Here is a 26,610-nt window from a genome sequence, read left to right on the forward strand (position 1 = left end):
AAAAAAGAGCAGTCAGAGCATTCATATTTAAGCGATCTTAGTGATCTTAACTGGACACTTCTTGAAGTCTGTCTGTTTAGACAGTGGGTCAGTCGCGTCAAGAATTAGCTTGTTAATAAGAATGCGTGCGTCAAAGAACGGTACGAATACCAAGCCTTGAGGTGGGCGGTTACGGCCGCGTGTTTCAACACGAACACGTACTTCACCACGTTTGTTAGCCATCAGTACTTCGTCACCACGGCGAACGCCACGTGCTTTCGCATCTGCTGGGTGCATATAACAAACAGCATCAGGAACGGCTTTGTAAAGCTCAGGTACGCGACGAGTCATAGTACCTGTGTGCCAGTGCTCAAGAACACGGCCAGTACATAGCCACATATCGAATTCAGCATCAGGTGCTTCTGGTGGCGCTTCATATGGAGCCGAGATAATAAGAGCCTTACCATCTGGTTTACCGTAGAAGTCCCAACCAGAGCCAGCTTTCGCATATGGATCTGAGCCTTCTTTATAGCGCCATAATGTTTCTTTACCATCAACAACAGGCCAGCGTAGGCCACGTACTTCGTGGTAAACATCGTAAGGGGCTAAGTCGTGGCCATGACCGCGACCAAATTCAGCGTACTCTTCGAATAGGCCTTTTTGAACGTAATAACCGAAGTGGTGCGCATCGTCGTTTAGCTCACGAGATTCTTCGATAGGGAACTTGTTGATCACGCCGTTAGCAAATAGCATGTCATACATAGTTTTACCGCGGTATTGAGGCGCAGCAGCAAGTTGTTCTTCAGTCCAAACTTCTTCCATCTTGAAGCGTTTAGAGAACTCCATAACCTGCCACAAGTCAGATTTCGCTTCGCCAACCGTTTCAACTTGTTGGTACCAAGCTTGAGTACGACGCTCAGCGTTACCGTAAGCACCTTCTTTTTCGATCCACATTGCTGTAGGTAGAACTAGGTCGGCTGCTTGCGCTGTTGCTGTTGGGTACGGGTCAGAACATACAATGAAGTTTTCTGGGTTACGGTAACCCGGTAGACGTTCACCGTTGATGTTTGGACCGGCTTGCATGTTGTTGTTACACATTACCCAGTAAGCGTTAAGCTTGCCGTCTTTTAGCATACGGTCTTGAAGAACCGCGTGGTAACCCGGTTTCGGAGGGATAACACCATCAGGAATATTCCAAATACCTTCGGCAATCTTACGGTGTTTAGGGTTAGCAACAACCATATCTGCAGGTAGACGGTGCGCGAACGTACCAACTTCACGTGCAGTACCACATGCTGAAGGCTGGCCTGTTAGTGAGAATGGGCTGTTACCAGGAGTCGCAATCTTACCTGTTAATAGGTGGATGTTGTACACAAGGCTGTTCATCCATACACCACGAGTATGTTGGTTCATACCCATAGTCCATAGTGACATTACTTTTGTATCTGGATCAGCGTATTGCTTAGCAAGCTCAATAAGTTGCTCTTCAGAAACACCAGACATCTCAGATGCTTTTTCTACTGTGTAAGGTGCGACTGACTTCTTGTATTCCTCAAATGAGATAGAAGACATTTTACCCGAGTTAGGGTTAGCAGCTGCTTTTTGTAGCGGATCATCGTCACGCAGGCCGTAACCGATGTCGGTTGTCGCTTGCTTGAAGTTCGTGTGCTTATTAACGAAATCCCAGTTTACAGCATCGTTTTCGATGATGTAGTTAGCGATGAAGTTTGCAATTGCAAGGTCTGTCTGTGGCTCGAAAATGTAGCCTTTGTCTGCTAGCTCGAAAGAACGGTGGTAGTAAGTAGACAGTACGTTTACTTTAACGTGTGGGTGGCTAAGACGACGGTCAGTAATACGAGTCCATAGAACAGGGTGCATTTCTGCCATGTTCGAACCCCAAAGCACGAAAGAATCCGCAGCTTCGAAGTCATCGTAACAACCCATAGGCTCATCGATACCGAAAGTACGCATGAATGCGCCTACCGCTGATGCCATACAGTGACGAGCGTTAGGGTCGATATTGTTTGAACGGAAACCGGCTTTCATCATTTTAGCCGCAGCGTAACCTTCCATTACTGTCCACTGACCAGAACCAAACATACCAACGCCTGTCGGACCTTGCTTCTTAAGAGCTTCTTTCCATTTTTCAGCCATTGTGTCGAAAGCAACATCCCATGAAACAGGAGCGAAGTCGCCGTCTTTATCATACTTGCCATCTTTCATACGAAGAAGTGGCTGAGTTAGACGGTCTTGGCCATACATGATCTTAGAAAGGAAGTAACCTTTAATACAGTTTAGGCCTTTGTTTACTGGTGACTCAGGGTCACCTTGAGTCGCAACAACTTTGCCGTTTTGCGTACCTACAAGAACAGAACAACCGGTACCACAGAAACGACAAGGCGCTTTATCCCATGTGATTTTAGTTTGGTCTGAGCTAGCGATCAGGTTAGTAGCTGAAGCTGGTAATGTAATACCTGCAACCGCTGCTGCTGCTGATGCCGCGTTTGCCTTCACAAACGCTCGTCTTGTCATCTTCATACTTCACCCTCGGTTTGGGAATGTTGAGTTCCAGTGTTTTTATTTTTTGATTCGTTTTCATCAAGCTCTGTTTCGATTTGGTGATAAACCAAAACCGTGCTCAAAACGTTTGGTAAGTTGTTGATTGCTTCGATATTGTCAGTAATGAAACCTTGATTTTCTGTTTCCATTACCACGACGATTTTACCTTGTGGGCTATCACCGTAGATCTCTGCGTTATCAATCTCATTAATCTGTGACTTGATCGTATCCAAGTGCTCTGGGGCACAATGAACGACTAAGCTAGAAATATGCACTTCATTCAGTGACATTGGTTACTTCCGTTTTATACTAATTTGCTCACATTGATGGATGAAGTAGGGCACACTGCAACGCATGCTCCGCAACCTGTACATTCATCAAGGTCTAAATTGGGTTGTGCGACTTTACCTATTTCCAACTTAAACTGGATTGCCATGGTTTCGCACATATCGCCACAGCTTCGGCATTCGACATTTTGCTTTGCTAAACACCCGTTAGTAATGCTTGCTTTCGCATACCACGGACTATTTTGTTCGGGTTCAAATAACGACTCCGGACACACCTGCGCGCATCCGTAACAAAAAGTACATTCACCACGTGAGAAGTCGACCTGAGGAAAACCACCGTCACCATTAATGATGATGTTCGTTTCGCAGTTTTCAGCACACTTACCACAGCGAGTACACAATTCGGTGAATTGAGTGCTGTTTGCAAGCCACGGTAAACGAATAGTATTATCGTCAACTGTACGTTTTGAAAATAAGCGTCTTTTGGATAGGTCTACCACTATCTCACCTAAACTTGTTAGCTATTGTAATTCTGGATAAATTGTTGTTCATAACCTTTCATTTATCCATATATAAATTGTAGTTTTTGAAATATTTCGATAAATACCCCCTAGGAGGTAATTAGCGATGAAAGTTGTTTTAGATCAATAAACTTACAGCGAAGTGATCACATATTGTCGCGCTAATTGATTATAAGCTTAGTATGTAAACAATAAATTTGTGTGAAGGTGTTAAAAAATCACATGTTAAAGAATGTGAAAAGCTCAGTTACAACGACTATTGCTAAGGCAATGATATGCATCCTGTTACTTTCGGTGGCGACAACTAGCTTTGCGATTTTTATGTTGGCTTCTAGCCTAAATGATGCAGAAGCGGTTAACGTTGCCGGTTCAATGCGTATGCAAAGCTACCGTCTGGCTTACGATATTCAGTCTGAATCACACGATTATGAGTCTCATATTGTGATGTTTGAGCACTCGATTTATTCACCTTCAATGAAAGCGCTGCAACATTGGGTGGTGCCTAGGGACATAACCCACGATTACTACAGTTTGATCACTCGTTGGCATGAGCTAAAACTGGTTCTAAAAGGCGACGATAGAGAGCGCTATTTGGAGCTGGTCGAAGGGTTTGTTAATCAGATCGATGCGTTTGTGTTTAAACTGCAAGACTTTTCGGAAACGAAGCTGATCTCACTTGCTTGGGTTGGTGGTTTAGGGCTAGGTTTTGTACTCTTAATCAGTATTTTTGTTGTGCACTACACGCGAAAACATGTTGTGACGCCTTTGAACTCGTTAGTTTTAGCAAGTGAGCAAATTCAAGCGCGCTCATTTGATGTCCAGCTCAATATCTCTAGCGAGAATGAGATGGGCGTGTTAGCCAAAGCGTTTAACAATATGGCTCGTGATTTAGGTAACCTATACCGAGGTCTAGAAAAGGCCGTTAACGAGAAAACCTTAAAACTGCAAAATGCCAACGATTCTTTGCGCGTTTTATATCAATCCTCACAAGAGCTTACGGTTTCGAGGATTACGCAAGATAACTTTTCAGCAATCTTAAAGCATATTGTTAGCTTAGAAGGCATTTCAGCAGCTAGATTAGAAATCAATGAAGTAGGCGAAAAACCTATTTTGATCTCTGAAGGTGAGGCATGCAGAAACTGCAAGAAGAGTTGCAGTAGTCAGAAACTCGTTTTAGATGGTCTAGAGCTTGGTACGCTATATTGGAAGGTCTCTTTACCGTGTCCAGATCAAGCATTGATTGACAACTTTGTACAGATCTTATCGCGTGCGGTATATTACAATCAGGCTCAGCGCCAAGCAGAACAGTTACTCGTTATGGAAGAGCGTGCCACTATCGCCCGTGAGCTCCATGACTCATTAGCGCAAGCGTTGTCATACCTGAAGATACAAGTCTCTTTATTGAAGAGAGGTATGAGCAAGCTACCGGATTCACCGGCACTAGAGAAAACTTCACCAGTGTTGGCTGAGCTAGATACAGGGTTGTCTGCGGCTTACACGCAGTTGCGTGAGCTACTGACGACCTTCAGGTTATCTATTCAAGAAGGCAGCTTTGGTACCGCTCTTCAAAGCATGACGGAACAGCTATCTGATCAGACCGATGCTGAGATTGAGCTCAATAACCAATTGTCCTCTATTGAACTAGAGACAAACCAACAAGTACACTTATTGCAGTTGATACGTGAAGCGGCAACTAATGCAATCAAGCATGCGCAGGCAAAACATATAAAAATAGAGTGCGACGAAACAGAAACTCACATCCAAGTCTTGGTAAAAGATGATGGGATTGGCTTCGATACGAAACTAGAAAAAGCCAACCATTACGGACTGAGTATTATGCAAGAGCGTGCCTCAAGGCTTAGCGGCAAGCTAACCATCACAGCGAATGAAATGCAGGGCTGTGAGGTCTATTTAAAGTACCCAAAAATTAAGGATTCAAACATTGACAAAGTGTAGAGTGTTATTGGTCGATGACCATCCATTAATGCGACGTGGTATCAACCAACTGTTGAGTTTCGAAGATGAATTTGAAGTTGTTGCAGAAGCAAGCAATGGTACGGATGCCGTTGCCCAAAACCATGAGCACAAACCAGATCTAATTCTCCTTGATTTGAATATGAAGGGGATGTCTGGCCTAGACACACTTAACGCTTTACGTGCCGATGAATGTGATGCAACTATCGTTATCCTAACGGTTTCAGATAGCCCAGCAGATATCGAAGCGATCGTTAAAGCAGGCGCAGATGGTTACTTGCTTAAAGATACTGAGCCTGATGAATTGATCGATTTGCTGAAAGATTCGTTACGCGGTAATAAGGCGTACAGTCAAGAGGTGGCAACTTACTTGGCTGAAAGAGAAAACAGCAGCAGTGTGTTTGACGAGCTAACTGATCGTGAAATGCAGATCTTGAAAGAGGTTGCGAAAGGTCTTAGAAACAAACAAATCGCGGATACCTTGTTCATTTCTGAGTCGACCGTAAAGGTTCACATGAAAAGCTTGCTGAAGAAGCTTCAAGTGCCATCGCGTACCGCAGCGACAGTGCTGTACCTTGAGCGTTATGGTGAAATGAAATAACGTGCTCAAGTAGCGATAAACGAAAAAGGGGGAGCTCAAATGAGCTCCCCCTTTCTGTATGAAAAGTATCAATTAAGCGGTCATTGGTACCAGTACTAAGGTACCGAAGATAACCGTAATCAAACCACATACAACCGGCACTGAGGTACGTTTTACGACTTCAAACGGGCTAATTTTACCCATACCGGAAGTCGCAACCACAACGCCAGATACTGGCGAAATCGTACGACCCAAGTTAGACGCTTGAAGCATCGGAATAATAAGGAATGCTGGGTTTAGGCCCATCTTAGCTGCCAGAGAAGGCGCTAGCTCAACAAAGGCATAGAAAGGCGCGTTACCTGAACCTGTCGCAATCGCGGCAGCAACTGTTAGACCTGTTAGGATAAGCATTAGAGCGATACCACCAGCACCAGCGGTTTCCGCAAGGTGAAGTAGGTTATCGATCGCGCCAATAGACATTAGACCTTGCGCAAACACACCCGCAGCGACTAATAGCATGACCACACCTTTAAATGCGTCAGCCATGCCTTGGTAGCATGATTCGAGATCTGCGAGCGTCTTTTCTCCATCAAAACGCTTAACAACAAAGTCGGTTAGGGCGCCAATGAAGATTGATAGCACTACAATGGTGTAGATATCGAGTTTCAGGCCTGGAATAGTGCGACCGTTGAATAGAAATACCCCGATGATTGGAAGAAAAGGCAGTACTGCATAGAAAGCAGGTGCGTTTACTTCAATCTCAGAAACGTCGACACGCTCCATTGGTGAATTGTCTTTCTTATCTAGGTACTTGTTCCAGAAGAAGGCAGCAACGGCCATTACGATGATCGCGCAGATAGAAACTGGCAATACCGTTTGTACCGCAAATACATCTAAATCTAAGCCTGATTTCTCTGCCGCGATCACAACGTCACCGGAGGTTGGTGAAAGGATGATTGCTGCAGGTGAAGCACATACCGCTACCGCTGCTGGGCGAGAGATACCCATTGCAGTCATCATAGGGAATAGTGTTGCCATCAAGAGTACACCTAGGCCCGTTGCTGAGCTCACAGCCAGAGACATAAGACATGCAACAATATAGGCAGCCACTAACAGAACGTAAGGCGACTTAATAACAGATAGAGGCTTAGAAAACTGTTTAACAACAACATTGTTTGCGCCAATGTGAGTCATGTAAGAAGCGAAACCACAAAGTAACATGATTTGCATACCTAGACCGCCACCACGGTACTGCAGCATGTATTTGACGTATTCTAGCGCGTCAGTAAATAGGTTACCGGTTGAGGCTACTTTTGAAGGGAGAACGGTATGTCCAATGAGACCCGTTAAAATTAGAAGTAGCACACCTGCCGTGAGTAGAACACCGGCTGGTTTGTAGCCCTTAACAATGAAGTAGCCAACGGCAACCGTCACTGCTAACCCGATTAAGAGTTCCAGCATAGAAATATCCTCAACTATTGAAAATTATAAAGAAACTGTTTCAAACTATTTCAAAGAATGTACAGAATTCTATGCTGTCCGACGAGGCTAAGTTGAGGTTCCGATGATCTAGAGCAATAAAATGAGTTGGGTATTAAATCTAGTGAAACATCTTGTATTTATATGGTTTTACAGATGTTAAATATAATGCTAATGGAGGGCTAGAAAGTTTTAGCTAGATCAAATCTCGATCTACAGTCGACTCATCGAGACGAACCGATATAAATAGAGGCAGGGTTACCAAGTGAAGCGAGATCATTGCACTCCTCACGGTAAACCGCTTCCAGAGGCTCTGGCATGGCTAAGTGATATCCTTGGTACATATCGACATTGAGTGAGCGCATTGCCGTTAACTGCTCTTCTGTTTCAATGCCTTCAACGACGATGAGAGAGCCTAGCTTCTGCGCCAGTTTCAATCCGGAAAGTAAAGCGAACTGGTCACCATCCATATAAGAGAGCATTAGCGAGCGATCGATTTTTAAAATATTGGGTTTGAGCCTTTCAACACGTTCACGGTTTGATGCATCAATACCGAAATCATCGACTGCGATATTGAATTGACTGTCATTCAACTTTTTCATCGCGTTAGCAAGGCTTTGCTCATTGTCTGCTTCCAGTTCTACAACTTCCATCACAAGTTGGTTGTTGCTAATACCTAGAGCTCTAAGGCGCTGGGCAAGCAAGCTAGTATCAATGTTTTCTAACGCTAAATATTCACCTGCAGAAGGCAACACATTCAAAAAGAGCTTTAGATGGCGCAGCTTAGATCTTGCGAAGTTGCGGATATGGATAACACGGCTTAATCGCTCGACATTGATCTTGTCATCAAAGCAAGTCTCGTCTGAATGGAAAAAAACGTCTGGTCTAACGCAACCATTCTGAGCATGCTGGATACGAACTAGAGCCTCAACACCAATGATTTGGTTGTCTGAGTTAAAGATGGGCTGAAAAACGCTATGTAGAGTCAGTTCCTTGTATTGGCCGATATATTGGAAATGCTCATTGATAGAAAGACAGTCAACAAACTGTTGCTGTGTAGAGAGAATCATATTTACTACCGACCTCAATTAACTAATGCACTTTACAGAATGCTATAAAGCAAACTTTTGACATAATATTGACAATGACGTGATTTTGTCAATGTTTGCGTCATCTTTAATCTTAGCAATATCCGAATCGACGTAAAGTCTTATTAATACCATACAAAATCAAACAACTACCTTGATAGTTATATTGTTAGATACAAGCTAAGCCGTAAGATTTTATCTGTTACAATTTGAAATGATAGTAGTGAAGGGTCTCACAGTCTCTTTTCGGGAGGAGTCTCTCATCCTCCCTAGAAGGTAAGTGGTTCTACAATAGCAATTTGAGGACTGTGCTAAGAAAATGGCGACCAATTACAAATAAAGGTAGCTAAAGCCTATCAGCTCAGTTGAACGACAGAGTACAGTTGGATGTATTTTCGAACCAGTTGGCGGTCCGTTGCTCTTTTTAGCGGGTGCGTGAATTTTACGAAGTACGGGCTCAATTTGAAATGCTCTTCAAGTGACAACGCCAGTTGGGATTCACTTTCATACAATGAGATTCCCTGAATGCGGTATTCATCGATTTCATCAGGGAGTTCGCCCGTCCACCAATGAAGTAGCTCTCGGCTCTGTTTACTGCGTGTAATCCAGTGGTCAGTAAGCAATAGGAGAAGGTCATTAGGTTGCACCGCAAAGCCATATTCTTCTTGCCATTGGGCGATTGTTTTAAATAGTTTTTTACGGCATGAAGGCCCTGCACTCACAAGGTGTGAAGTTAAGATCCAAACAGTGCCAATATCAGAGCTGACACGATAGTGATGGGGAAGATCAGATGCTTGAGGGGTATCTAGGGGCTTATAATCGTAATCGTGCCCAAACTCATTCAAGGTTCTCGATAGCCTGCGCGCAAACGCTAATCCTAAATGATGTTCGCTCATTCCTTTATTGTGAATTGTAGGGTAGTGCTTTTCACACAACGCCATGCAGTCAGCCTGAAATTCATTGACACTCTGAACTAGCACATCCAATAACAAGATCCATCTCTCCATAATGAGCAATATGCGCAACTAGCGTAACACGCGTATGATAACTTTAGTTACACTTAATCGACTAAAACATGAGGAGCCTTAGGGGTTTATGTCGAAGATTGAATTTACATCACAACAAAAACAGGCAATGGCTAAGGCGCTACAAGGCTACTTAGAAGATGAGCTTGATGTGGAAATTGGTCAATTTGATGCTGATTTTTTACTTGAATTTATTACCAATAAATTTGGTCCAGCCTTTTACAATCAAGGGTTGGCGGACGCAGAGACGATCATGCAGCGTAAGATTGTCGATATTGCTGATGAACTGTATGAAATAGAGCAGCCAAGTGACTTTTGACACGCTGAAAAAGTTTCTTCAAATTTTTTGAACGACTTCATCGAGCGGAGAATATTTCACTAATGTAAAGAATGGTAAATAATCTGTTGCAACGAAAAAGAGATATGTACTCTAAATAATAACAAGAGTCATTTAACCACTAGGGCATACAAATGGAATCAGAAGTAAAAAACTACAATGCACTTGCGCGCGCCATTCATTGGCTGTCGGCAATTGTCGTCATTGGTATGTTTGCGGTCGGTTTGTGGATGGTTGATCTTTCGTACTACAGTGAATGGTACCGAACGGCGCCGCATTGGCATAAATCTATTGGTCTACTGTTGGCTGCATTGACCGTGATTAGATTTGCTTGGAAGTTTGTTACGCCGTCACCAAGGGTGGAGGGGGCAAGCTACGAAGTCGTTGGTGCTAAATTGGCTCATTTAGTCATGTACGTCATTTTGCTCGTACTGCCTATTTCAGGCTACTTGATTTCAACAGAAGATGGTCGAGGAATCGATGTCTTCAACTGGTTCACTATTCCTGGCCTAGGTGCTCTATTCGAAGGGCAGGCTGATATGGCTGGACAGATTCATTTTTATGCTGCTTGGGCGCTGATTCTTATTGCTGCCGTCCACGCTATAGCAGCTTTAAAACACCACTTTATTAATAAAGACAACACGCTACGCAAGATGATAGGAGCTTCAAAATGAAAAAAACGTTATTTGCTACCGGATTAGCAATGGTAATGGCATTACCATTTGGTGCAAGCGCGGCGGATTACATGATCGATACAAAAGGCGCTCATGCTTCAGTGAACTTTAAAGTAAGTCACTTGGGCTACAGCTTTATTAAAGGTCGTTTCAACACATTTGATGGTGAGTTTTCATACGATCCAGCAAACGTATCAGCATCAAAAGTAACGGTGAATGTAGACACTACAAGTCTAGATTCAAACCATGCAGAGCGTGACAAACATATTCGTAGCTCAGACTTTATTGATGCGTCTAAATTCTCAACTGCAACATTCACAAGTACAAGTGTTGTAGACAAGGGTGAAGGCAAACTAGCGGTTAATGGTGATCTAAACCTTCACGGTGTGACTAAGCCAATCACAATTGACGCAACGTTTATTGGCGCAGGTCAAGATCCATGGGGTGGTGAGCGCGCTGGTTTCATCGGAACAACTCGTCTAGAGCTTGCTGATTTCGATATCGCCGTAATGGGCACTTCAAGCTATGTTGACATGGAACTTCATGTCGAAGGTATTAAGAAGTAAAAACAAAAATGCCCCCAACCTAGGTTGGGGGCGGTTTGGTCAAGCGACTTATTTCCGGACCAAATTCTGAGCCAAAGCGTTGTTAGTGTTTAGTATTATTATGCTGTTTCAAGTTCACGCTGGGTTTCTACGATATTCATACGCTCGCCGTAGATAGGGCGTAGTGCTTCCAAAACATTTTCTCTTGTAATCACACCAACAAGCTTCCCATTATCTAGGACTGGCAGTACATGCGGTTTACTTACTCTCATTGCTTTAGCACGTTCTTCAAGTGATAGAGTGGTGAGCTGAGTAGCAATGCCCATGCTGGTCGTTGGATAAAGCTGCTCTTTATCGATGCAAAGAAACTCTGCAATATCAACAAGCTTATCGTTCGCATCAATCGCAACCACGTCACGAGCCATAATATCGACAACTTTCTGCTCCTTAGCTGGAAGGTAATCTTGGCACCAAAGGTCGACCATAACGTCATGCGCTGAGAAGAACCCAACTAAGCGACCTTCAATATCACAAACTGGCGCGCTGATTTGACGATGCTCTAGTAAAGAATCAATAGCAACAGGAGTAAGCATCTCTGCACGTAGAGTGAGTGGGTTCGTGTTCATTACATGTTTAGCTGTGATGTTGTTGTTCATGGTGATTTCCTTAGCCGAATTAATCTGAGTTGTCTTTGTAATAGTGCGAATGTTCGCTGCTTTAAGTTGTGGTCTGCGGTAAATCCCCCAATTGGCCAGGCCAACCAATACTGCGCCGCCAACGATGTTGCCGAAGGTCACAGGGATTAAGTTCGCAAACAGAAACTGCTTAATATTTAGGTCTGAGTATTGCGCTGCGCTAACGCCGACTTGCTGCCAGAATGAATCGGGAGCGAAGTTTTGAATCACGATGCCAAGTGGAACCATAAACATATTCGCCACACAGTGCTCGAAGCCACTCGATACAAACATCGCAACTGGCATAATTGTCATCGCCGCTTTAGTTAGGGCATTAGCGCTACTAAAGGTCAGCCAAATTGCCAAGCAAACCAACAAGTTACACAGGACACCTAAAGCGAAAGCTTGCAAAGTGGTGTGATGAAGCTTGTGCTGAGCAATGTTGAGTGCATTCAACCCCCATTGACCATGATCCATCTGGTATAAACCTGCCGCGGCGACAATGGTTAATAGCAACATGGCGCCGATGAAGTTGCCGATGTAGACCTTGCCCCAGATTGAGATCATCTTGCCAAAGCTAATCTGTTTGTTTGCCCAAGAGATGCTTGAAAGTACTGAGCTAGTAAATAGCTCACCGCCGCAAATGACGATAAGTATTAAGCCCATACTAAAGGCAAGTCCTCCGGCTAAGCGGCTAAGCCCCCAGCCAGCATCGGTACTACCTGTCGTCACCGTTATATAGAACAAGAAAGCTAAGCCAATAAAAGCACCTGCCATGATCGCCAAGCTTAATGTCATGCCGCTGCTTTTCTTCGCTTTGCTTAATGCGAACTTCTCAGCTTCGGCCATCATTTCCATTGGCGAAAAGTATTGGTTATTCGTTTGAGCCGGTGTCATACGCACTCCCGAATGTAAACGTCATAAGTAATCTCCTTAAAAGTGCAGTTACGTTTCGTGACTGCCCATTCAGAATATGTAGGGTGGAGGTAGAGGTAAAATTGATAATTTTTAAAATCCTTATCAAAAATATTGATATAGGGGTGGGAGCAGGTAAAATGAAACGGCTTGCGTATCATTGATGATGGATATGTAACTAGTAGAGTTTTTAATGGTGTAAAACTCATGCAATACACAAGGATAGGAGTCCTATGCGATACTCATTAAAGCAGCTGACCGTGTTTGATGCTGTTGCGGATACAGGGAGTGTCAGCCTTGCCGCCGATAAGTTAGCTTTAACTCAATCAGCGACAAGTATGTCGTTAGCTCAATTAGAAAAGATGCTTGGGCGACCTTTATTCGAACGCCAAGGTAAACAGATGGCGTTAACGCATTGGGGCATGTGGTTAAGACCTAAGGCCAAACGCTTATTACAAGATGCCCAGCAGATTGAAATGGGCTTTTACGAGCAGCATTTGCTTAGCGGTCACCTTAAGCTAGGGGCTAGCCAGACTCCCGCAGAACATCTTGTCCCAGACCTTATCAGTATTATTGATAACTCATTTCCAGAAATGCGAATCTCACTAAAGGTAAAAAGTACTGATAGCGTCATTGAAGGGGTTTTAGATTATAAATATGACCTCGGTATCATCGAAGGTCGTTGCGATGACAATCGACTTCACCAAGAGGTGTGGTGCCGAGACCATTTGACCGTTGTCGCGGCAGCCCATCATCCATTTGCAAAGCAAGAAACAGTAGGCCTAGCACAACTAGAACAAGCTAAATGGGTATTACGTGAGCACGGCAGTGGTACGCGGATGATATTCGACAGCTCAATTCATCACTTAATTGAAGATCTTGATGTATGGCGAGAATACGAACACGTTCCAGTACTTCGTAGTATGGTTGAACATGGCCAATACATCACTTGTCTGCCTTACCTTGACGTTGAACGCTTTATTGAAAGTGGTCATTTAGTTGCGTTAAATGTACCTGAATTGAAAATGGAAAGAACGCTCTCTTTCATCTGGCGTGCCGATATGGTTGAAAACCCGCTTGTGGAATGTATCAAAAGAGAAGGCGCAAGGATGATGAAGGGCAAGCCATCTGTGCTCTGACTGGTGATTTTGTTATTACCTATTTCTGTTGAAATATCGATTGCATCACAGGTTTTGTGAAATGAATGTATTGATATGACTTTAAAATGTGATCTGTAATGTGTGATTGCGAGCGGAGTTTCTCTAAGATGCCTACTTGTTACTTTTGATGTGTGAAACCACACACTGAGCGAGGCGTAATGAGCACTTTATTCGCAATCTCCCTGACTACTGGCATTTTATCTGGGCTTTGGGGCTGGATAGCGGTGACACTTGGACTACTATCGTGGGCTGGGTTTTTAGGCTGCACAAGCTACTTTGCATCACCTAACGATGGCTTTAAAGGCCTATCAGTAAGTTTGATAACCAATATGAGCGGTGTTTTCTGGGCGATGGTGATCATTCATGGTTCGCAATTCGTTTCGCTTGAAATCCTCGGCTATGTCATCACCGCCGTTGTTGCATTCTTTATGTGTATTCAGGCGAAACAGTCGTGGCTTGCTTATATTCCAGGTACGTTTATCGGATCTTGCGCGACATTTGCTGCCGATGGTAACTGGAAGCTTGTGGTTCCATCGCTAATTTTAGGTGGCATTTTTGGTTACCTAATGAAGGCGAGTGGACTGTGGCTACATCAAAAGTCAAAGCAATCTCAGGTTAATGCAAGTCTACAGACACGGTAGTGACCTTTGATAAGTCTCAGCTGTTTTTGAAAAGGGCAGCTTGGACTACCCCCGATTGATTTGTATCACCGATTTTTGATACGCGGCATCGATAAATTCGATGCCGCTTTTTTATGTGTTACCGTTCGCCATAGTCACGACTCGTTTTAGCGTCCAACGTAACAGTAAAGGAATCCCTTCCACACCTTGCTTCTCACAGTGAGAAACAATCGCCAACGCTAAGTCGGGTTTAGCAAACTTTTTCAATACACGAGTGACGACCTTTTTCGCTGGAATAGGATGATCGAGAGGAATCTTAAGCATGTTTTTAAAGAATTCCTCGAAGCCATTGTTATAGAGATAATGTTCGATATCTCTGTCTGGAAGCTCAGTGAGGCGATGTCTTTGCTGATCGTTATCCAATTGGGCCTTCACTGCTGCTGCATATTTCTTACCTGCCGCATCGCCATCCGTCACTACATGCCAATCAATGCCAAACGCTTTAGCCACTTTAATCAAAGATTTCAGTCCGGACTGAGCAAACTCGATGATTTGGACACCTTCGGCTGCAAGGTTATAGCCGCACTGGTTAGCAAGTTCATTGAACAGCCAAACTTCGGTTTCACCTTCAACCAATAGCCAACAGCGAGCAAATAGTGCCCCTGGGCGATGAAAACGAATATGAAAACCAATTCGACGAAACTCGTCACGGCCTAATCCTTGGTCTGATAAATAGGTGGTAATAGTGCGATCGGACTGCCTGACTAATCGACGAATACTATGCAGTGGAACTTGACCTAATAGATCGCCACTGTTGGTGGTGAGAATCTTCTGCATCGGCAATAACTGCAGTAGGCCCCAAGCGCGAGCCAAGTGAGTAGGGTGCAAACGTCCTTCGGGATCTTCAATGATCAATAGAGGGCGGGCACATCGCCTTAATGTAGTGGGACCTTTGGCTTGTAAGTATGCGTTGAGTAACCCCATAAACAATAGCCGCGTCTGTTTATCTTTGGTTTCTTCGACAACCTCAGAAATACTCTTACTACCGGGTGAGGCATTGAAAAAGATCCCATCGCGCTGTTTGCGCAGGTTACTACGAACGTTGGGTTTAAATGAGAAATAGTGCTCGACCAAAGCATTCATGGAGCTCAAGCTGCTTCTCATTTCCCCCTTATTGACATGTCCCGGGATCGCCATCAAACGTCGACAAGTGTTATCGATTCGTTTCTCAACTCGTGCATTAACATCTTTAGTGTTGTTGATTGGTCGTTCAAAGCGGCGAGAGTCTTTCAAGCGAATAACTGGATGCAACGACATCAATTCTTGAGCGAGTTTCTCTGAATGGTGGAGAGGTAAAGGCATACCTTCCAAATCAAGAAATGAATAGCGAGTCACGATATCGTAGCCATCTCTTGACGCACTTAACCGATAAATAATCCGATTTACACCATTACCATCTTGAACCCAGATAGGTTTGATTCTTCTGTATCGACCAGAATGGATTTCGTTTTTGTCCGTAGAAACTAGGCTCAATACGATTTGTAAGTGCTGGGTCTGAGGATGCGAGACGGAATAGTCGACATGAAAGTCCGCCATTTCAAAACTGTAAGGGTCACCTTCAGGTGGGAGTGCGACAGAAAGCGCATCCAATAGTGATGATTTGCCCCAAGTGTTCTCACCAATCAAAGTGGTGAGCTCATCAAAGGCAATAGATAAACGTTTGATTCCGCGAAAACCAGAAATTTCGATTCGCTCAAGCTTCATTGAATCACTCCATTACGCCATTTCTATATTAAGCATAATAGAATTTTCCTGTTATAGCAGACATTTAGCTCACAAACTCGCATCAATACTGGATTGGGTATTGTCAATAAGTGAGTGATTTTGCTCAAAGATATCAATGTATATGAAACGTCATGTTTAATATAAGTGTGAAATATAATGAATCTGTCACATTGGTTGCGGTAGGATGTGAGTGAAAAGAGAGATGAATATGACAGATAAAAATAACAAAACGACAAAGCTAAGAATAGCGCACATTAATGACACACACTCATACTTTGAACCAACGTCGCTGCAACTCACCATTGATGTAAACGGAGAAAAGCTCGCTCCATTTGTCAGTGCTGGTGGCTTTGCACGTATCGCGACACGCGTAGAACAATTACGCCAACAAGCTCAATCACAAAGTACAGAACTCCTATTTTTGCATGCCGGTGACTGCTTTCAAGGCACGCTTTACTTCTCCTTGTTTAAAGGTGAAGCCAATGCGACCTTGCTCAATAGTCTCAAGATTGATGCAATGGCACTGGGTAATCATGAGCTTGATATGGGTAACGAACCCGTTGCTCAATTCGCTCAACAAATCGAATTCCCATTACTTGCGGGTAACTGGGATCTTTCAAATGAGTTAAAATCCAAATCGATTCGCCTTGCTGATAACCCGAGTGTTATTGCCTATAACCGCGCAACCAAGGCCGCCAATTGGATTGAGAAATCGGTTGATGATGACAAGGTGGCGATATTCTCCTTAGCGCTCGACAAAATGGCTGATATTTCTAATCCAGATATCGATACACCCTTCACCAATGCGATTGAAACGGCGAAGCTCACTGTGGAGCGGATACACGCTGCGGGTATCAATAAGATTATCTTGTTAAGCCATATGGGCTATGATGCAGACCTAGATCTCGCCAATCATGTTGATGGCATCAGCGTGATTGTTGGCGGCCACAGTCATAGGTTACAGGGTGACTTTAGTAGCTTAGGGTTAGTTAAAGACGATGAGTACGGTGTAAGAGTTAACAATACTTACGTCGTACAGGCTGGTTATCACGCTCTGAGCCTAGGTCACTGCGATATTGAGTTTAATCAAGATGGTTCTGTCGCCACGTTCAATGGCAAAAACGAGTTGCTATTAGGGCGACGCCTGTTTATCGACGCCAGCATGAGCCAAACACACAGCGAAACGCCATACCAACGGGCAAGAAATTTTATTGATAACCATCCGAATGTGGTGGTATGTAAAAAAGATCGCGCTCTGCAATCGATACTTGAAGAAAAATATATCTCGCGCGTACGAACTCTACAAAAAGAGATCATTGCCAGTGCCAACCAAAAATTGCGTCATGTTCGCGTTCCAGACCAACAAGGGCCTAGTCAACTAGCGCCGCTAGTCGCGGAATCCTTTACCTATAAAATGATGCAGTTAGGTCATAAGGTCGATTTCGCCATTCATAATGCGGGTGGCGTTAGGAACTCACTTAATGCCGGTGATGTTTCGGTGGCAGACGTTGCCGGAAAGCTGCTGCCATTTGCCGTTCCCATTGGTGTATATAAGATCAAGGGAGAATTCTTGCCTCTTATCATCGAAGGGGCGATTAATAATGCTCTGAATAATGGCGTCAATGGTACTGGGGACGGTTCTTATCCATACACAAATAACCTTCGTTTTAAGTACGTCTACGAAGCTGAAGCTGGCAATAGAGTGCAACAGATGGAAATTCGTGATGTACAAGGCGTTTGGCAACCTGTTGAATCAAATAAAATTTATACAGGGACATCGTCGGCTTATACCATGAAGGGCAAAGAAGGCTATGAAGCGATTCTAAACATGCAAGGGGAAGGGTTAATCACAACTGTTTCCATGGCGGATTGTTTTATTGAGCTACTTAGCAAAATGCCTGATGTACTCAATCGCGATCAGCGCAGCGAACAAAAAAGGCAATGGCATAAAGGTTGCTAAATAATCTCTGGGTTCATGCTATGTATGAATAATACTCAGGGGGTATTATGTGGAGTCGAGATTGGATTGATGTGGCTGTCGTTGTTAGTTGGATTGGCGTATGGTCTGCACTTGTCTACTTTGTTCCTATTGGTGGCGTATAGGGTTGAAATAACCAAGCCAATAGCGTTGAGGAAAAGGAGCATTTTTTTGCTCCTTTTTGATTTTTCTTATAGACGAATTCAATTTTCAGGCATAAAATCCGCCTTGTTTGGGGAGTAGTCGCCTCTGGTTTACTTATCGTCATCTCGTTAGACGTCGTTCTATCCGGTAAGTATAAGTATGTACACTGAATCACTCAGTTAGGCATATTTCGACGAGACCAACGCAATCAATGTTACCTAGCTTTCACGCTGGGTAATGAGTTTGTTTGCGGTAGGGATCGTCACACATCTTTAGTTCCTCGATCCCTCCGCCTTTGGAGGATACATGACCCCAATTACTTACTTCAGTTTCGGTTTATTGACGCTTACTCTGGTCGCTCTGGACATTTGGCAAACTCGTGGTGGAAAGATAACCATCAAGAAAGCCGCTGTATGGAGTCTATTTTGGTTTGCACTCGCGTTTCTGTTTGCCGCTACTATCTACCTATTTTGGGATGTGTACGCACCTGGCAGTGAATACACAGCAGAAAAAGCGACACTATCGTTTATTACCGGCTATTTGCTTGAGAAATCCCTCAGTGTAGATAACTTGTTCGTGTTCGCGATTATTTTCCACCAATATGCGGTGCCAGAGCATTTGCGCCCTAGAGCGCTGTTATGGGGTGTGATTGGTGCATTAGTACTACGTGCAATTATGATTGCGGTCGGTGCTCAGCTGCTTGCTCAGTACCATTGGATTCTTTACCTATTTGCTGCTTTCTTGATTTGGACAGGTATCCAGTTAGCACGCGATAAAGGTGAAGATGAAATTAACCCATTGCCTGAACGCATCATTCGTAAATTTGTACCGGTTTCCGATAGCTACGCGGGTAACGCGCTGACAATCGTCGAAAAGGGTAAGCGAATCGCAACGCCAATGTTCATCGTGATCGCGGTTATTGCGTTTATGGATGTGATGTTCGCACTAGACTCGATTCCTGCGATATTTGCGGTAACAAGAGAACCGTTCCTAGTCTTGGCTGCGAACGTATTTGCGCTGCTTGGTCTACGTTCACTGTACTTCGTACTACAGGGTATGATGGATAAGTTTATCTACCTTAAACCTGCGCTATCTTTCATCATGGTATTTATCGGTATCAAGATGATGCTAGTAGGGTCGGCGTGGGAAATCCCAACAGCCGTGTCATTACTTGTGCTATTGGCGACGATGACAGTGGCGGTGATCGCTTCAATCATTAAACAAAGAAATAGTTTGGTAGAAACAACAGTAACTGCTGATAAATAAACTAATTAACTTGCGAGTGACTTCCTGCTTTCGATTGCGAATGTTTGTAAAATATTTGTGATCCAAAGCAGGGGTTATTGCTGTGTCAAAAATAATAATGCACTAGTAGTGGTTACTTATGCTGCTTGTGTGAGTCTTTTGTGCATAAATGCAAAGTTACACTGTTAATGCATTGTTTCATTAGAAAAAGTAATTCGAAAAACCAAAAATAGTCATTTTTTGTGCAAATAAATATTGCCTATTATTGCCTCAACAAAACGAATTACACCAGTTTATAGAGAGGCAATCATGGCACAAGCAATGCAAATGGGTACTATCGACGCACCTATCTCTATGGATAAAAAAACCTACGCGGTTTCTTTCAAAGGATTGATTGCACACTTATTAGATATTCTTTTCACTGACAACAGCGAACCACGTGCGTACTACGCAAATGATTTGTCTGGTCACATGCAGAAAGATATCGGTCTATATCGTTAATTCGAACGAGCAGATTTTAAAAACGCCAGCTAGGAATAGCTGGCGTTTTTTTATGCTTGTAGGAAATGAAAAGTGCGTCGTTAAGCATTGGCTTACGATGTGAATTCGATAACAGACATAGCACAAGATCATGTTTCTCATAATTGAGGCACTTTGTTGTAATCCTACAGCTCGTCATCGCTCTACTGCTACAAAGTGTTGTATAACTCACTTTTTTTGCCATAGCTGTGTAATGTACTGATCTAATTCATCCTCTTCAATGTGAGCTTAAATCCAAAACTGAATCTACTCCTTTTGATCTACGCCCATGGATCACTTTGCATAGGATGAGGTGTTATTTCGATATCCACATATAACGTCAACTTGAGGCTTTTTGACTTTATTTCAAAGAGTTCAACCTCACGACGTGAATTTAGAATGGATATAACAATGAACATCAAGCTAACCAAACTCAGCATAGCCATGGCATCGATCGGGCTTCTAGCAGGTTGTAATGATCAACTAGAAGTACAGGTGATGGATGGCTACCTCGAAAACGCCGAAGTGTGGCTCGACGTTAATGGCAACTATAAACAGGATGACCATGAACCGTCAGCGACGACAGATGAAACCGGATACGCTGCGATCGATATTAGCGGTTTATCTAAACAAGACCGCAACGTCCACCTTATCGCCCATGTTACGCGCGGTATTTCAATAGATAGTGACATTCCTGGCGTTACAGCCACAAGAGATTACTTGATGCTAGCACCGGCAGAGCATAGCTACATCACGCCACTCTCTACGTATGTTTCACTTCAGATGAAGGATGGTCAGAGTGAAAAAAGAGCAACAGCTAAGCTTAGACGTCAGCTAAAACAGCCCAAGCTGGATTTGGACGCAGATTATATTGAAAATGGCCAAAGCTTAGTTGCGAGAACCGCAAAGGCGTTGAGCCAAGTTTTACCTGATAACATTGAAGAACACAGCTTAGAAAACCTTTTAGAAACGGTGGAGATCGGCACAAAGGCCTTAGGCCAAGAGAAAAAACAGGGCAACCGCCGTCTAGAAGGCGTGACCTTGATGATTAATGGCAGCGGCCAGCCTGTTGTCGCAAAAGATACCGACGGTGATGGCGTTGCCGACTTAGGCGATGTGTTCCCAACAGATATCCAAGAGTCTGCCGATAGTGACAAAGATGGCATTGGCGATCATCGTGATTTAGACGATGACAACGACGGCTTTGCCGATAGCGTAGAATTTAGCTTAGGTACGGATCCTTATGACTCAGAAAGTCAGCCAAACGACCTTGATGGGGATAAGATTCCAGACAGTTTAGACTCTGATATCGACGGCGATGGTTGGAGCAACGCCGATGAAGAGCGCTTAGGTAGCGATCCATACTCGGCTGAAAGTAAGCCAAGCGACTATGACGGAGATGGAATTGCGGATTCAGAAGATCAAGACCTCGACGGTGATGGGGCGCCAAACGCCAGCGATGCTTTTCCAAAAGATAAGTTCGAAAGTACCGACACCAATGGTGATGGTTTAGGAGACTTTGCATCGAGTGATGACGATGGAGACGGCATTCCTGACTCGATCGATCCAAATCCTAAGAGCCCAGATAACACCTCGACCGAACCGGCACCAACGTACCAAGAAGCTGTTATCTACTATAAGCGTGATGATGGCAACTACGCCGATTGGGGCTTACACCTATGGAACAACGCCAGCTGTGACGCGGTTAGCGATGGCGCATTAGATGGCGTAGATTGGGGCAACCCACTTATCTGGCAGGAAATTCACCCTGAATATGGCGCAAAATATACAGTAGCACTTAAAGAAGCTCACGGCGCTTGCATGAACTTAATCGTGCATAAAGGTAACGACAAAGCGCTGGGTGGTGACGACCTAAAACTTGAGTTCACTAAAGGCAATACACTCTACACCACGCATGGCAGTTCAACGCTTAAATACTCACCTGATGAACAAACTATTGTCGAGCTATCTGGAGCAGCGGTACATTGGTTAGATCTTAATAGTTTCGCTTGGTTTGATCACTCACAAGCAAAATCTTACCAACTTTGGTCAACGTCGGCAGGTGCAGGAGATATTAGTAAACCGGAGCAGTTTACTAAGCGTGAACTTGCGTTAGCGGGCATTGTTGATAATGCTAAATTTCCACATCTAAAAGGTCGAGTCCAATTTGACTTGGCGATAACAGGCGAGGAAGCAAAGGCACTAGTAAAACAGCAGCTAATTGCCGTTGCACTCGATGAACAAGGCCAACCCCTTGTTGCAACACGCGTTCAAATACCGGGTGTGATTGATGTCCTGTACACCAGTGGTCCGAACGATGCTGACGAAGCGAAGCTCGGTAGTTGGATTGAGGCTGATACAGCAAACTTCGCACTTTGGGCACCAACCGCTCAAGATGTAGAGCTTTATCTATACGATAATGACAAAGCACTTGTTCAAGAGTCGCCGATTAAGATGACACCAAACTCAGATACAGGTGTTTGGAGCTATCAAGGAAGTGCTGCGCTAGAGAACATATTCTATCGCTACCGCGTCAAAGCTTACCATCCAAAAACGGATCATGTTGAATGGATGATGAGCACAGACCCTTACTCACTGTCTCTCAGCACCGATAGCTTACATTCGCAGCTTGTGGACTTAAACTCGGCGCATACTAAGCCAAACGGTTGGGATAGTCACGATATCCCTGAGCTCGAAAATCCAGAAGATCACATCATTTATGAGTTACATATTCGTGACTTTAGTGCGAGTGACCAGCTTGGCACCCCAGAGAGAAACGGCAAGTACACGGCATTCTTAGAAGATGAACGTGACAGTGTTAAGCAGCTTAAGTCATTAAAAGATTCAGGCTTAACCACGATTCATTTACTGCCAAGCTATGACTTAGCCTCTGTACCTGAGCATGAGTCTAAAACCGTGAATCTTAACGATACGGTCGGTAAGTTGTGTTCCGTCAATCCGAAAGCGAAACTGTGTGAAGATGGAACAAACCATGGTGCGACAATTCTATCGCTTCTTGAACAAACCGATCCAAATACCGGTGAAGCTCAGGCTTTACTGGCAGATATTCGACCGTTAGATGGTTTCAACTGGGGTTACGATCCGTTCCACTACAGCGCGCCGGAAGGCAGTTATGCGGTATTGAAAGATGGCACTGATCGAATCCGCGAATACCGTCAAATGGTTAAGAAGCTCCACGATATGGGTTTCCGCGTCGTTCAAGACGTGGTGTACAACCACACTTATTCATCGGGTCTTTATGATAAGTCGGTACTCGATAAAACCGTTCCGGGCTATTACCACCGTCTAAATCCAATGACAGGTGTAGTAGAGAACTCAACGTGTTGTGATAATACCGCTTCTGAAAACCGCATGTTTGAGAAGTTAGTGGCTGACAGCGTCATGATGTGGGCGCAAGACTACAAGATAGATGGTTTCCGTTTTGATTTGATGGGCCACTTAATGAAGTCGAGCATGTTACATATCTACGACAAAGCGAAGCAAGTTGATCCAGATACTTGGTTCTATGGTGAAGGCTGGAACTTCGGTGAGGTTGCTAACGGTCAGCGCGGTGAAAACGCTACGCAGTGGCCGATGGCAGGCACTGGGATTGGTACTTATAACGATAGACTTCGCGATGGTGTCCGTGGCGGTGGGCCATTCGATAGTGGCGATGCACTGCTTCAAACTCCTGGATTTGCTAATGCTGGCAACCGATTCGATGAAGGTCTTAAATCGAAAATGGATCTGATTCGTTACGGTATGACAGGTAACCTGCAAAACTACCCATTAGAGACTTACAGTGGCAGCGTGGTATATGGCAAAGACTATCAGTATGGTGGTCAAGGCGCTGCGTATACTCTCGATCCACAAGAGTCGATCAACTATGTATCTAAGCACGACAACCAAACGCTGTGGGACTTTAACCAGTACAAAGCCTCGGCAGATATGACCTCTGAGCAACGTGCTCGAATGCAGATTGTTGGGCTATCAACGGTGATGTTAGGCCAAGGGGTACCATTCCTGCATATGGGCTCAGAGCTACTTCGCTCTAAGTCAATGGAACGCGATAGCTACGACAGTGGTGACTGGTACAACAAAGTCGATTTCAGCAAACAAACCAATAACTGGAATATTGGCTTACCGCGCGCAGACAAAGATCAAGCTAACTGGAACGCGATCCAATCCGTGATTAGTAATCCAAACACCGTCGCTTCTGCACAGGATATCGAATGGACAGACAGTGCATTTAAAGCATTGCTGCAAGTACGCGCGTCAACGCCACTACTTAAGCTGGTATCAGAGCAAGAGGTGGTCGATCGAGTTCGTTTCCATAATACCGGAAGCAACGCGCTACCGGGCCTGATTGCAATGTCTGTGAACGATGGAGTTTCAGTCGGCTCGGACTTAGACCTAAACAATGATGCGATCCTTGTGTTGATCAATGCGAATACCTCAGAGCAAAGCATCAAGATTAGCGGTGCACAAGGTTTTGAGCTGCATAGTGCGCTTGTAAAGTCGACTGATGACGTAGTTAAGCAAGCTAACTTTGCTAATGAAACCTTTACGGTTCCACCACTGACTGCAGCGGTATTTGTACTACCACAAGCTGGTGAACAGGGTGAAGGCTTAGTTGTTGATAACAAACCTGTTGATGTTGCGCCATATGGAAGTACCCAGCTCTATGTTCGTGGGTCAATGAACGGGTGGAATACTAGCAATGAAATGCACTACCAAGGTGAGGGTATCTACACATTTAATGGATACTTAACCCCTGGTGTGTATGAGTTCAAATTGGCGTCTGCAGATTGGAGCGCGGTAAACCTTGGCTTTGGTGCCTTCACTCAAGCAGATGGTTCGGTCACGCTTGAAGATGCGGGTAATGGAAACATTAAAGTTACCGTCATCGAGCAAGGTGTTTATGACTTTAGTTTAAATGCCAAAGACCAGTCATCTCTACAAGTTGCGGTGAAAGATACAGGGCTAGATTACGGTTGCTACAGTGATACCAATACGGCTTGTGATTTACGTATCTATCAAGTCATGGTTGAGTCCTTTGTTGATGGTGACTCAAACCACGACTACGGCGTAGGTTATGGCAACTCACATCATAAAGGGGATCTTCAAGGGATCATTAATAGTCTCGACTATATCAAGAGCCTCAATATGAATGCGCTTTGGTTAACACCGGTGTTTGATTCATGTGCTGGACAAGGAGGCGACGACAAACTCGATGCGACAGGCTACTTTGCTTGTGACTTCTTTAACGTTGACCCTAAATTTGGAACCAACGAGAAGTTAAAAGAGCTGATTGATACGGCACATTCAAAGGGACTGTATGTATTCTTAGATGGCGTGTTTGGCCATACCAACATCAATGGTGCTAAGCCTTCACCAACCGGTAAAGTGCCTAGTTTAAGAAAAGAGTCAGGTTACCCAGGACAATATGTCATCTATCCAAATACTGATAGCGAAGCCTTCTTCACTGAAGTGGCCACATACTGGATCAAGGAGTATGGGATTGATGGGTGGAGATTGGATCAAGCTTACCAAGTCCCTCTAGATAGCTGGCGTAATATCCGCACTGCGGTAGAAGCGGTATCTATGGAAAATGTGCTAGCCGGTAAGGCGTGGGGGACACTTGGTTACATGGTCGGTGAAGCATGGAGTAGTGCTGATGAAATCACTGGCACTGTCTATGGAAGCGACGCTAAACCAGGCCTTTCATCTGCATTTAACTTCCCACTTCGTTACGGCTTAGTTCAGGCGCTTGCTGTGGAAGAGTCGGGTGCTAAGGGCACCGCTCGCGTGCTTGATGCAGAATGGAACTCTAGAACTAAAGCGCCGTATCATGCGATGCCAAACTTAATGATTGGTAACCACGATCTGGTTCGCTTTGGTGACTTGATTCAACGTGGTGGATTAGGTGACTACTTCCAACGCCATAAAGCCGCATACAGTTTCTTAGCCGCATATTCTGGCCCAATTACCTTCTACTATGGTGAGGAAATTGGTGATGAAGTAGAAAACTTTGCCGCTAAAGTAACCTCACATTGTGTAAGCCAAGGGCTATGTGATGACCACGTTGCTCGCTCAAGTGCTAAAGTTGAAGGCGTTACGTCTACAACGCTTAGCACTGATCAAAGCGATCTTAAGCAATACGTCGCTAAATTGATGAAGGTTCGCAGTGAGCATTCAGCGTTATTCAACGGTGAAAGAAGAAACCTTTGGCTAGATGATACGCTCTATGCCGATCTTAAAGTTGATGGTGAGCAGCAGGTTATCTACGTTCTTAATACGAGCGAAAGCCAACGCACGCTCAATGTGGATTTATCGCGTATAAAATCAGCGACAGAGTTTGTTGATCTTATGACGGGTGAGAGTATTAGCATTCAGTCTACTAATGGAGCTGTTGAAGTTCCGCCATTAACAGGTCGATTGCTGTTGGTTAAATAATAAGCTGGAGATATCAAGCTAAAACAAAAAAGGCGCTCAATTGAGCGCCTTTTTAATATCTGTCGA

General features: G+C 44.2%; 19 protein-coding genes. 11 read left to right on the top strand and 8 right to left on the bottom strand.

Translation table 11 applies throughout. The annotated features are described in order from the left end of the window. Window positions 1–27: 27 nt before the first annotated feature. The 3 genes from napA to napF are packed head-to-tail and all read right to left on the bottom strand — an operon-like array spanning window position 28 to window position 3,325. Complete coding sequence (napA, locus tag ACHUFZ_RS05105) at window positions 28–2,517, bottom strand: periplasmic nitrate reductase subunit alpha (protein WP_394126186.1); 2,490 nt, start codon at window positions 2,515–2,517, stop codon at window positions 28–30. Next, complete coding sequence (locus ACHUFZ_RS05110) at window positions 2,514–2,828, bottom strand: chaperone NapD (RefSeq protein WP_134834663.1); 315 nt, start codon at window positions 2,826–2,828, stop codon at window positions 2,514–2,516. Before ACHUFZ_RS05110 ends, napA begins: the two co-directional genes overlap by 4 nt. A gap of 14 nt (window positions 2,829–2,842) precedes the next feature. Continuing rightward, window positions 2,843–3,325: a ferredoxin-type protein NapF gene (napF, locus tag ACHUFZ_RS05115; protein ID WP_394126187.1), complete on the bottom strand. Its 483-nt coding sequence runs from the start codon at window positions 3,323–3,325 to the stop codon at window positions 2,843–2,845. Between the two features lie 243 nt (window positions 3,326–3,568). Here napF and narQ point away from each other — a divergent pair, with 243 nt between their 5' ends. Both narQ and ACHUFZ_RS05125 read left to right on the top strand, forming a co-directional pair. Continuing rightward, window positions 3,569–5,302 carry a nitrate/nitrite two-component system sensor histidine kinase NarQ gene (gene narQ / locus ACHUFZ_RS05120; protein WP_394126188.1) on the top strand — a complete coding sequence of 578 codons (1,734 nt, stop codon included), beginning with the start codon at window positions 3,569–3,571 and terminating at the stop codon, window positions 5,300–5,302. After that, window positions 5,289–5,921, top strand: a complete 633-nt coding sequence (locus tag ACHUFZ_RS05125; RefSeq protein ID WP_053439123.1) for a response regulator — start codon at window positions 5,289–5,291, stop codon at window positions 5,919–5,921. Before narQ ends, ACHUFZ_RS05125 begins: the two co-directional genes overlap by 14 nt. Window positions 5,922–5,993: 72 nt before the next feature. On the opposite strand, the gene dcuC is transcribed toward ACHUFZ_RS05125, so the two are convergent. The 3 genes from dcuC to ACHUFZ_RS05140 form a co-directional block, all read right to left on the bottom strand. Beyond that, complete coding sequence (gene dcuC / locus ACHUFZ_RS05130; RefSeq protein WP_004411725.1) at window positions 5,994–7,361, bottom strand: anaerobic C4-dicarboxylate transporter DcuC; 1,368 nt, start codon at window positions 7,359–7,361, stop codon at window positions 5,994–5,996. Between the two features lie 242 nt (window positions 7,362–7,603). Further along, window positions 7,604–8,449 (bottom strand): EAL domain-containing protein, encoded by an 846-nt coding sequence (locus ACHUFZ_RS05135; protein ID WP_394126189.1) that lies wholly within the window; start codon window positions 8,447–8,449, stop codon window positions 7,604–7,606. A 374-nt stretch (window positions 8,450–8,823) separates the two neighbouring features. Then, complete coding sequence (locus ACHUFZ_RS05140; protein ID WP_394126369.1) at window positions 8,824–9,459, bottom strand: hypothetical protein; 636 nt, start codon at window positions 9,457–9,459, stop codon at window positions 8,824–8,826. Between the two features lie 103 nt (window positions 9,460–9,562). On the opposite strand from ACHUFZ_RS05140, the gene ACHUFZ_RS05145 reads away from it, so the two are divergent. The 3 genes from ACHUFZ_RS05145 (at window position 9,563) to ACHUFZ_RS05155 (ending at window position 11,069) form a co-directional block, all read left to right on the top strand. Then, window positions 9,563–9,811: a DUF2164 domain-containing protein gene (locus ACHUFZ_RS05145; RefSeq protein ID WP_134834667.1), complete on the top strand. Its 249-nt coding sequence runs from the start codon at window positions 9,563–9,565 to the stop codon at window positions 9,809–9,811. A gap of 152 nt (window positions 9,812–9,963) precedes the next feature. Next, window positions 9,964–10,503: a cytochrome b gene (locus ACHUFZ_RS05150; RefSeq protein ID WP_394126190.1), complete on the top strand. Its 540-nt coding sequence runs from the start codon at window positions 9,964–9,966 to the stop codon at window positions 10,501–10,503. Continuing rightward, the gene (locus ACHUFZ_RS05155) at window positions 10,500–11,069 is read left to right on the top strand and encodes a YceI family protein (RefSeq protein ID WP_394126191.1); all 570 of its coding nucleotides are present in this window, start codon (window positions 10,500–10,502) and stop codon (window positions 11,067–11,069) included. Before ACHUFZ_RS05150 ends, ACHUFZ_RS05155 begins: the two co-directional genes overlap by 4 nt. Before the next feature lie 98 nt (window positions 11,070–11,167). Here ACHUFZ_RS05155 and focA read toward each other — a convergent pair whose 3' ends face one another. Beyond that, complete coding sequence (focA, locus tag ACHUFZ_RS05160; protein ID WP_394126192.1) at window positions 11,168–12,619, bottom strand: formate transporter FocA; 1,452 nt, start codon at window positions 12,617–12,619, stop codon at window positions 11,168–11,170. Between the two features lie 251 nt (window positions 12,620–12,870). On the opposite strand from focA, the gene ACHUFZ_RS05165 reads away from it, so the two are divergent. Both ACHUFZ_RS05165 and ACHUFZ_RS05170 read left to right on the top strand, forming a co-directional pair. Further along, the gene (locus ACHUFZ_RS05165) at window positions 12,871–13,776 is read left to right on the top strand and encodes a LysR substrate-binding domain-containing protein (protein ID WP_134834671.1); all 906 of its coding nucleotides are present in this window, start codon (window positions 12,871–12,873) and stop codon (window positions 13,774–13,776) included. A 179-nt stretch (window positions 13,777–13,955) separates the two neighbouring features. Further along, window positions 13,956–14,438 carry a DUF1097 domain-containing protein gene (locus ACHUFZ_RS05170; RefSeq protein WP_394126193.1) on the top strand — a complete coding sequence of 161 codons (483 nt, stop codon included), beginning with the start codon at window positions 13,956–13,958 and terminating at the stop codon, window positions 14,436–14,438. Between the two features lie 111 nt (window positions 14,439–14,549). On the opposite strand, the gene ACHUFZ_RS05175 is transcribed toward ACHUFZ_RS05170, so the two are convergent. Continuing rightward, the gene (locus tag ACHUFZ_RS05175; RefSeq protein ID WP_394126194.1) at window positions 14,550–16,181 is read right to left on the bottom strand and encodes an ATP-dependent endonuclease; all 1,632 of its coding nucleotides are present in this window, start codon (window positions 16,179–16,181) and stop codon (window positions 14,550–14,552) included. 229 nt (window positions 16,182–16,410) lie between these two features. On the opposite strand from ACHUFZ_RS05175, the gene ACHUFZ_RS05180 reads away from it, so the two are divergent. From ACHUFZ_RS05180 to pulA, 4 genes are all read left to right on the top strand, one after another. Then, a complete protein-coding gene (locus tag ACHUFZ_RS05180) occupies window positions 16,411–18,162 on the top strand; it encodes a bifunctional metallophosphatase/5'-nucleotidase (protein WP_394126195.1) in 1,752 nt (583 codons plus the stop codon). A gap of 468 nt (window positions 18,163–18,630) precedes the next feature. Next, entirely contained in the window at window positions 18,631–19,590 is a 960-nt protein-coding gene (locus tag ACHUFZ_RS05185) for a TerC/Alx family metal homeostasis membrane protein (RefSeq protein WP_394126196.1), read from the top strand. Between the two features lie 288 nt (window positions 19,591–19,878). Further along, the gene (locus ACHUFZ_RS05190) at window positions 19,879–20,070 is read left to right on the top strand and encodes a hypothetical protein (RefSeq protein ID WP_134834676.1); all 192 of its coding nucleotides are present in this window, start codon (window positions 19,879–19,881) and stop codon (window positions 20,068–20,070) included. 429 nt (window positions 20,071–20,499) lie between these two features. Further along, window positions 20,500–26,544: a pullulanase-type alpha-1,6-glucosidase gene (pulA, locus tag ACHUFZ_RS05195; RefSeq protein ID WP_394126197.1), complete on the top strand. Its 6,045-nt coding sequence runs from the start codon at window positions 20,500–20,502 to the stop codon at window positions 26,542–26,544. Window positions 26,545–26,610 lie beyond the last annotated feature (66 nt).

The organism is Vibrio hepatarius (genome assembly GCF_043642085.1).
Lineage (GTDB): Bacteria > Pseudomonadota > Gammaproteobacteria > Enterobacterales > Vibrionaceae > Vibrio > Vibrio hepatarius_C.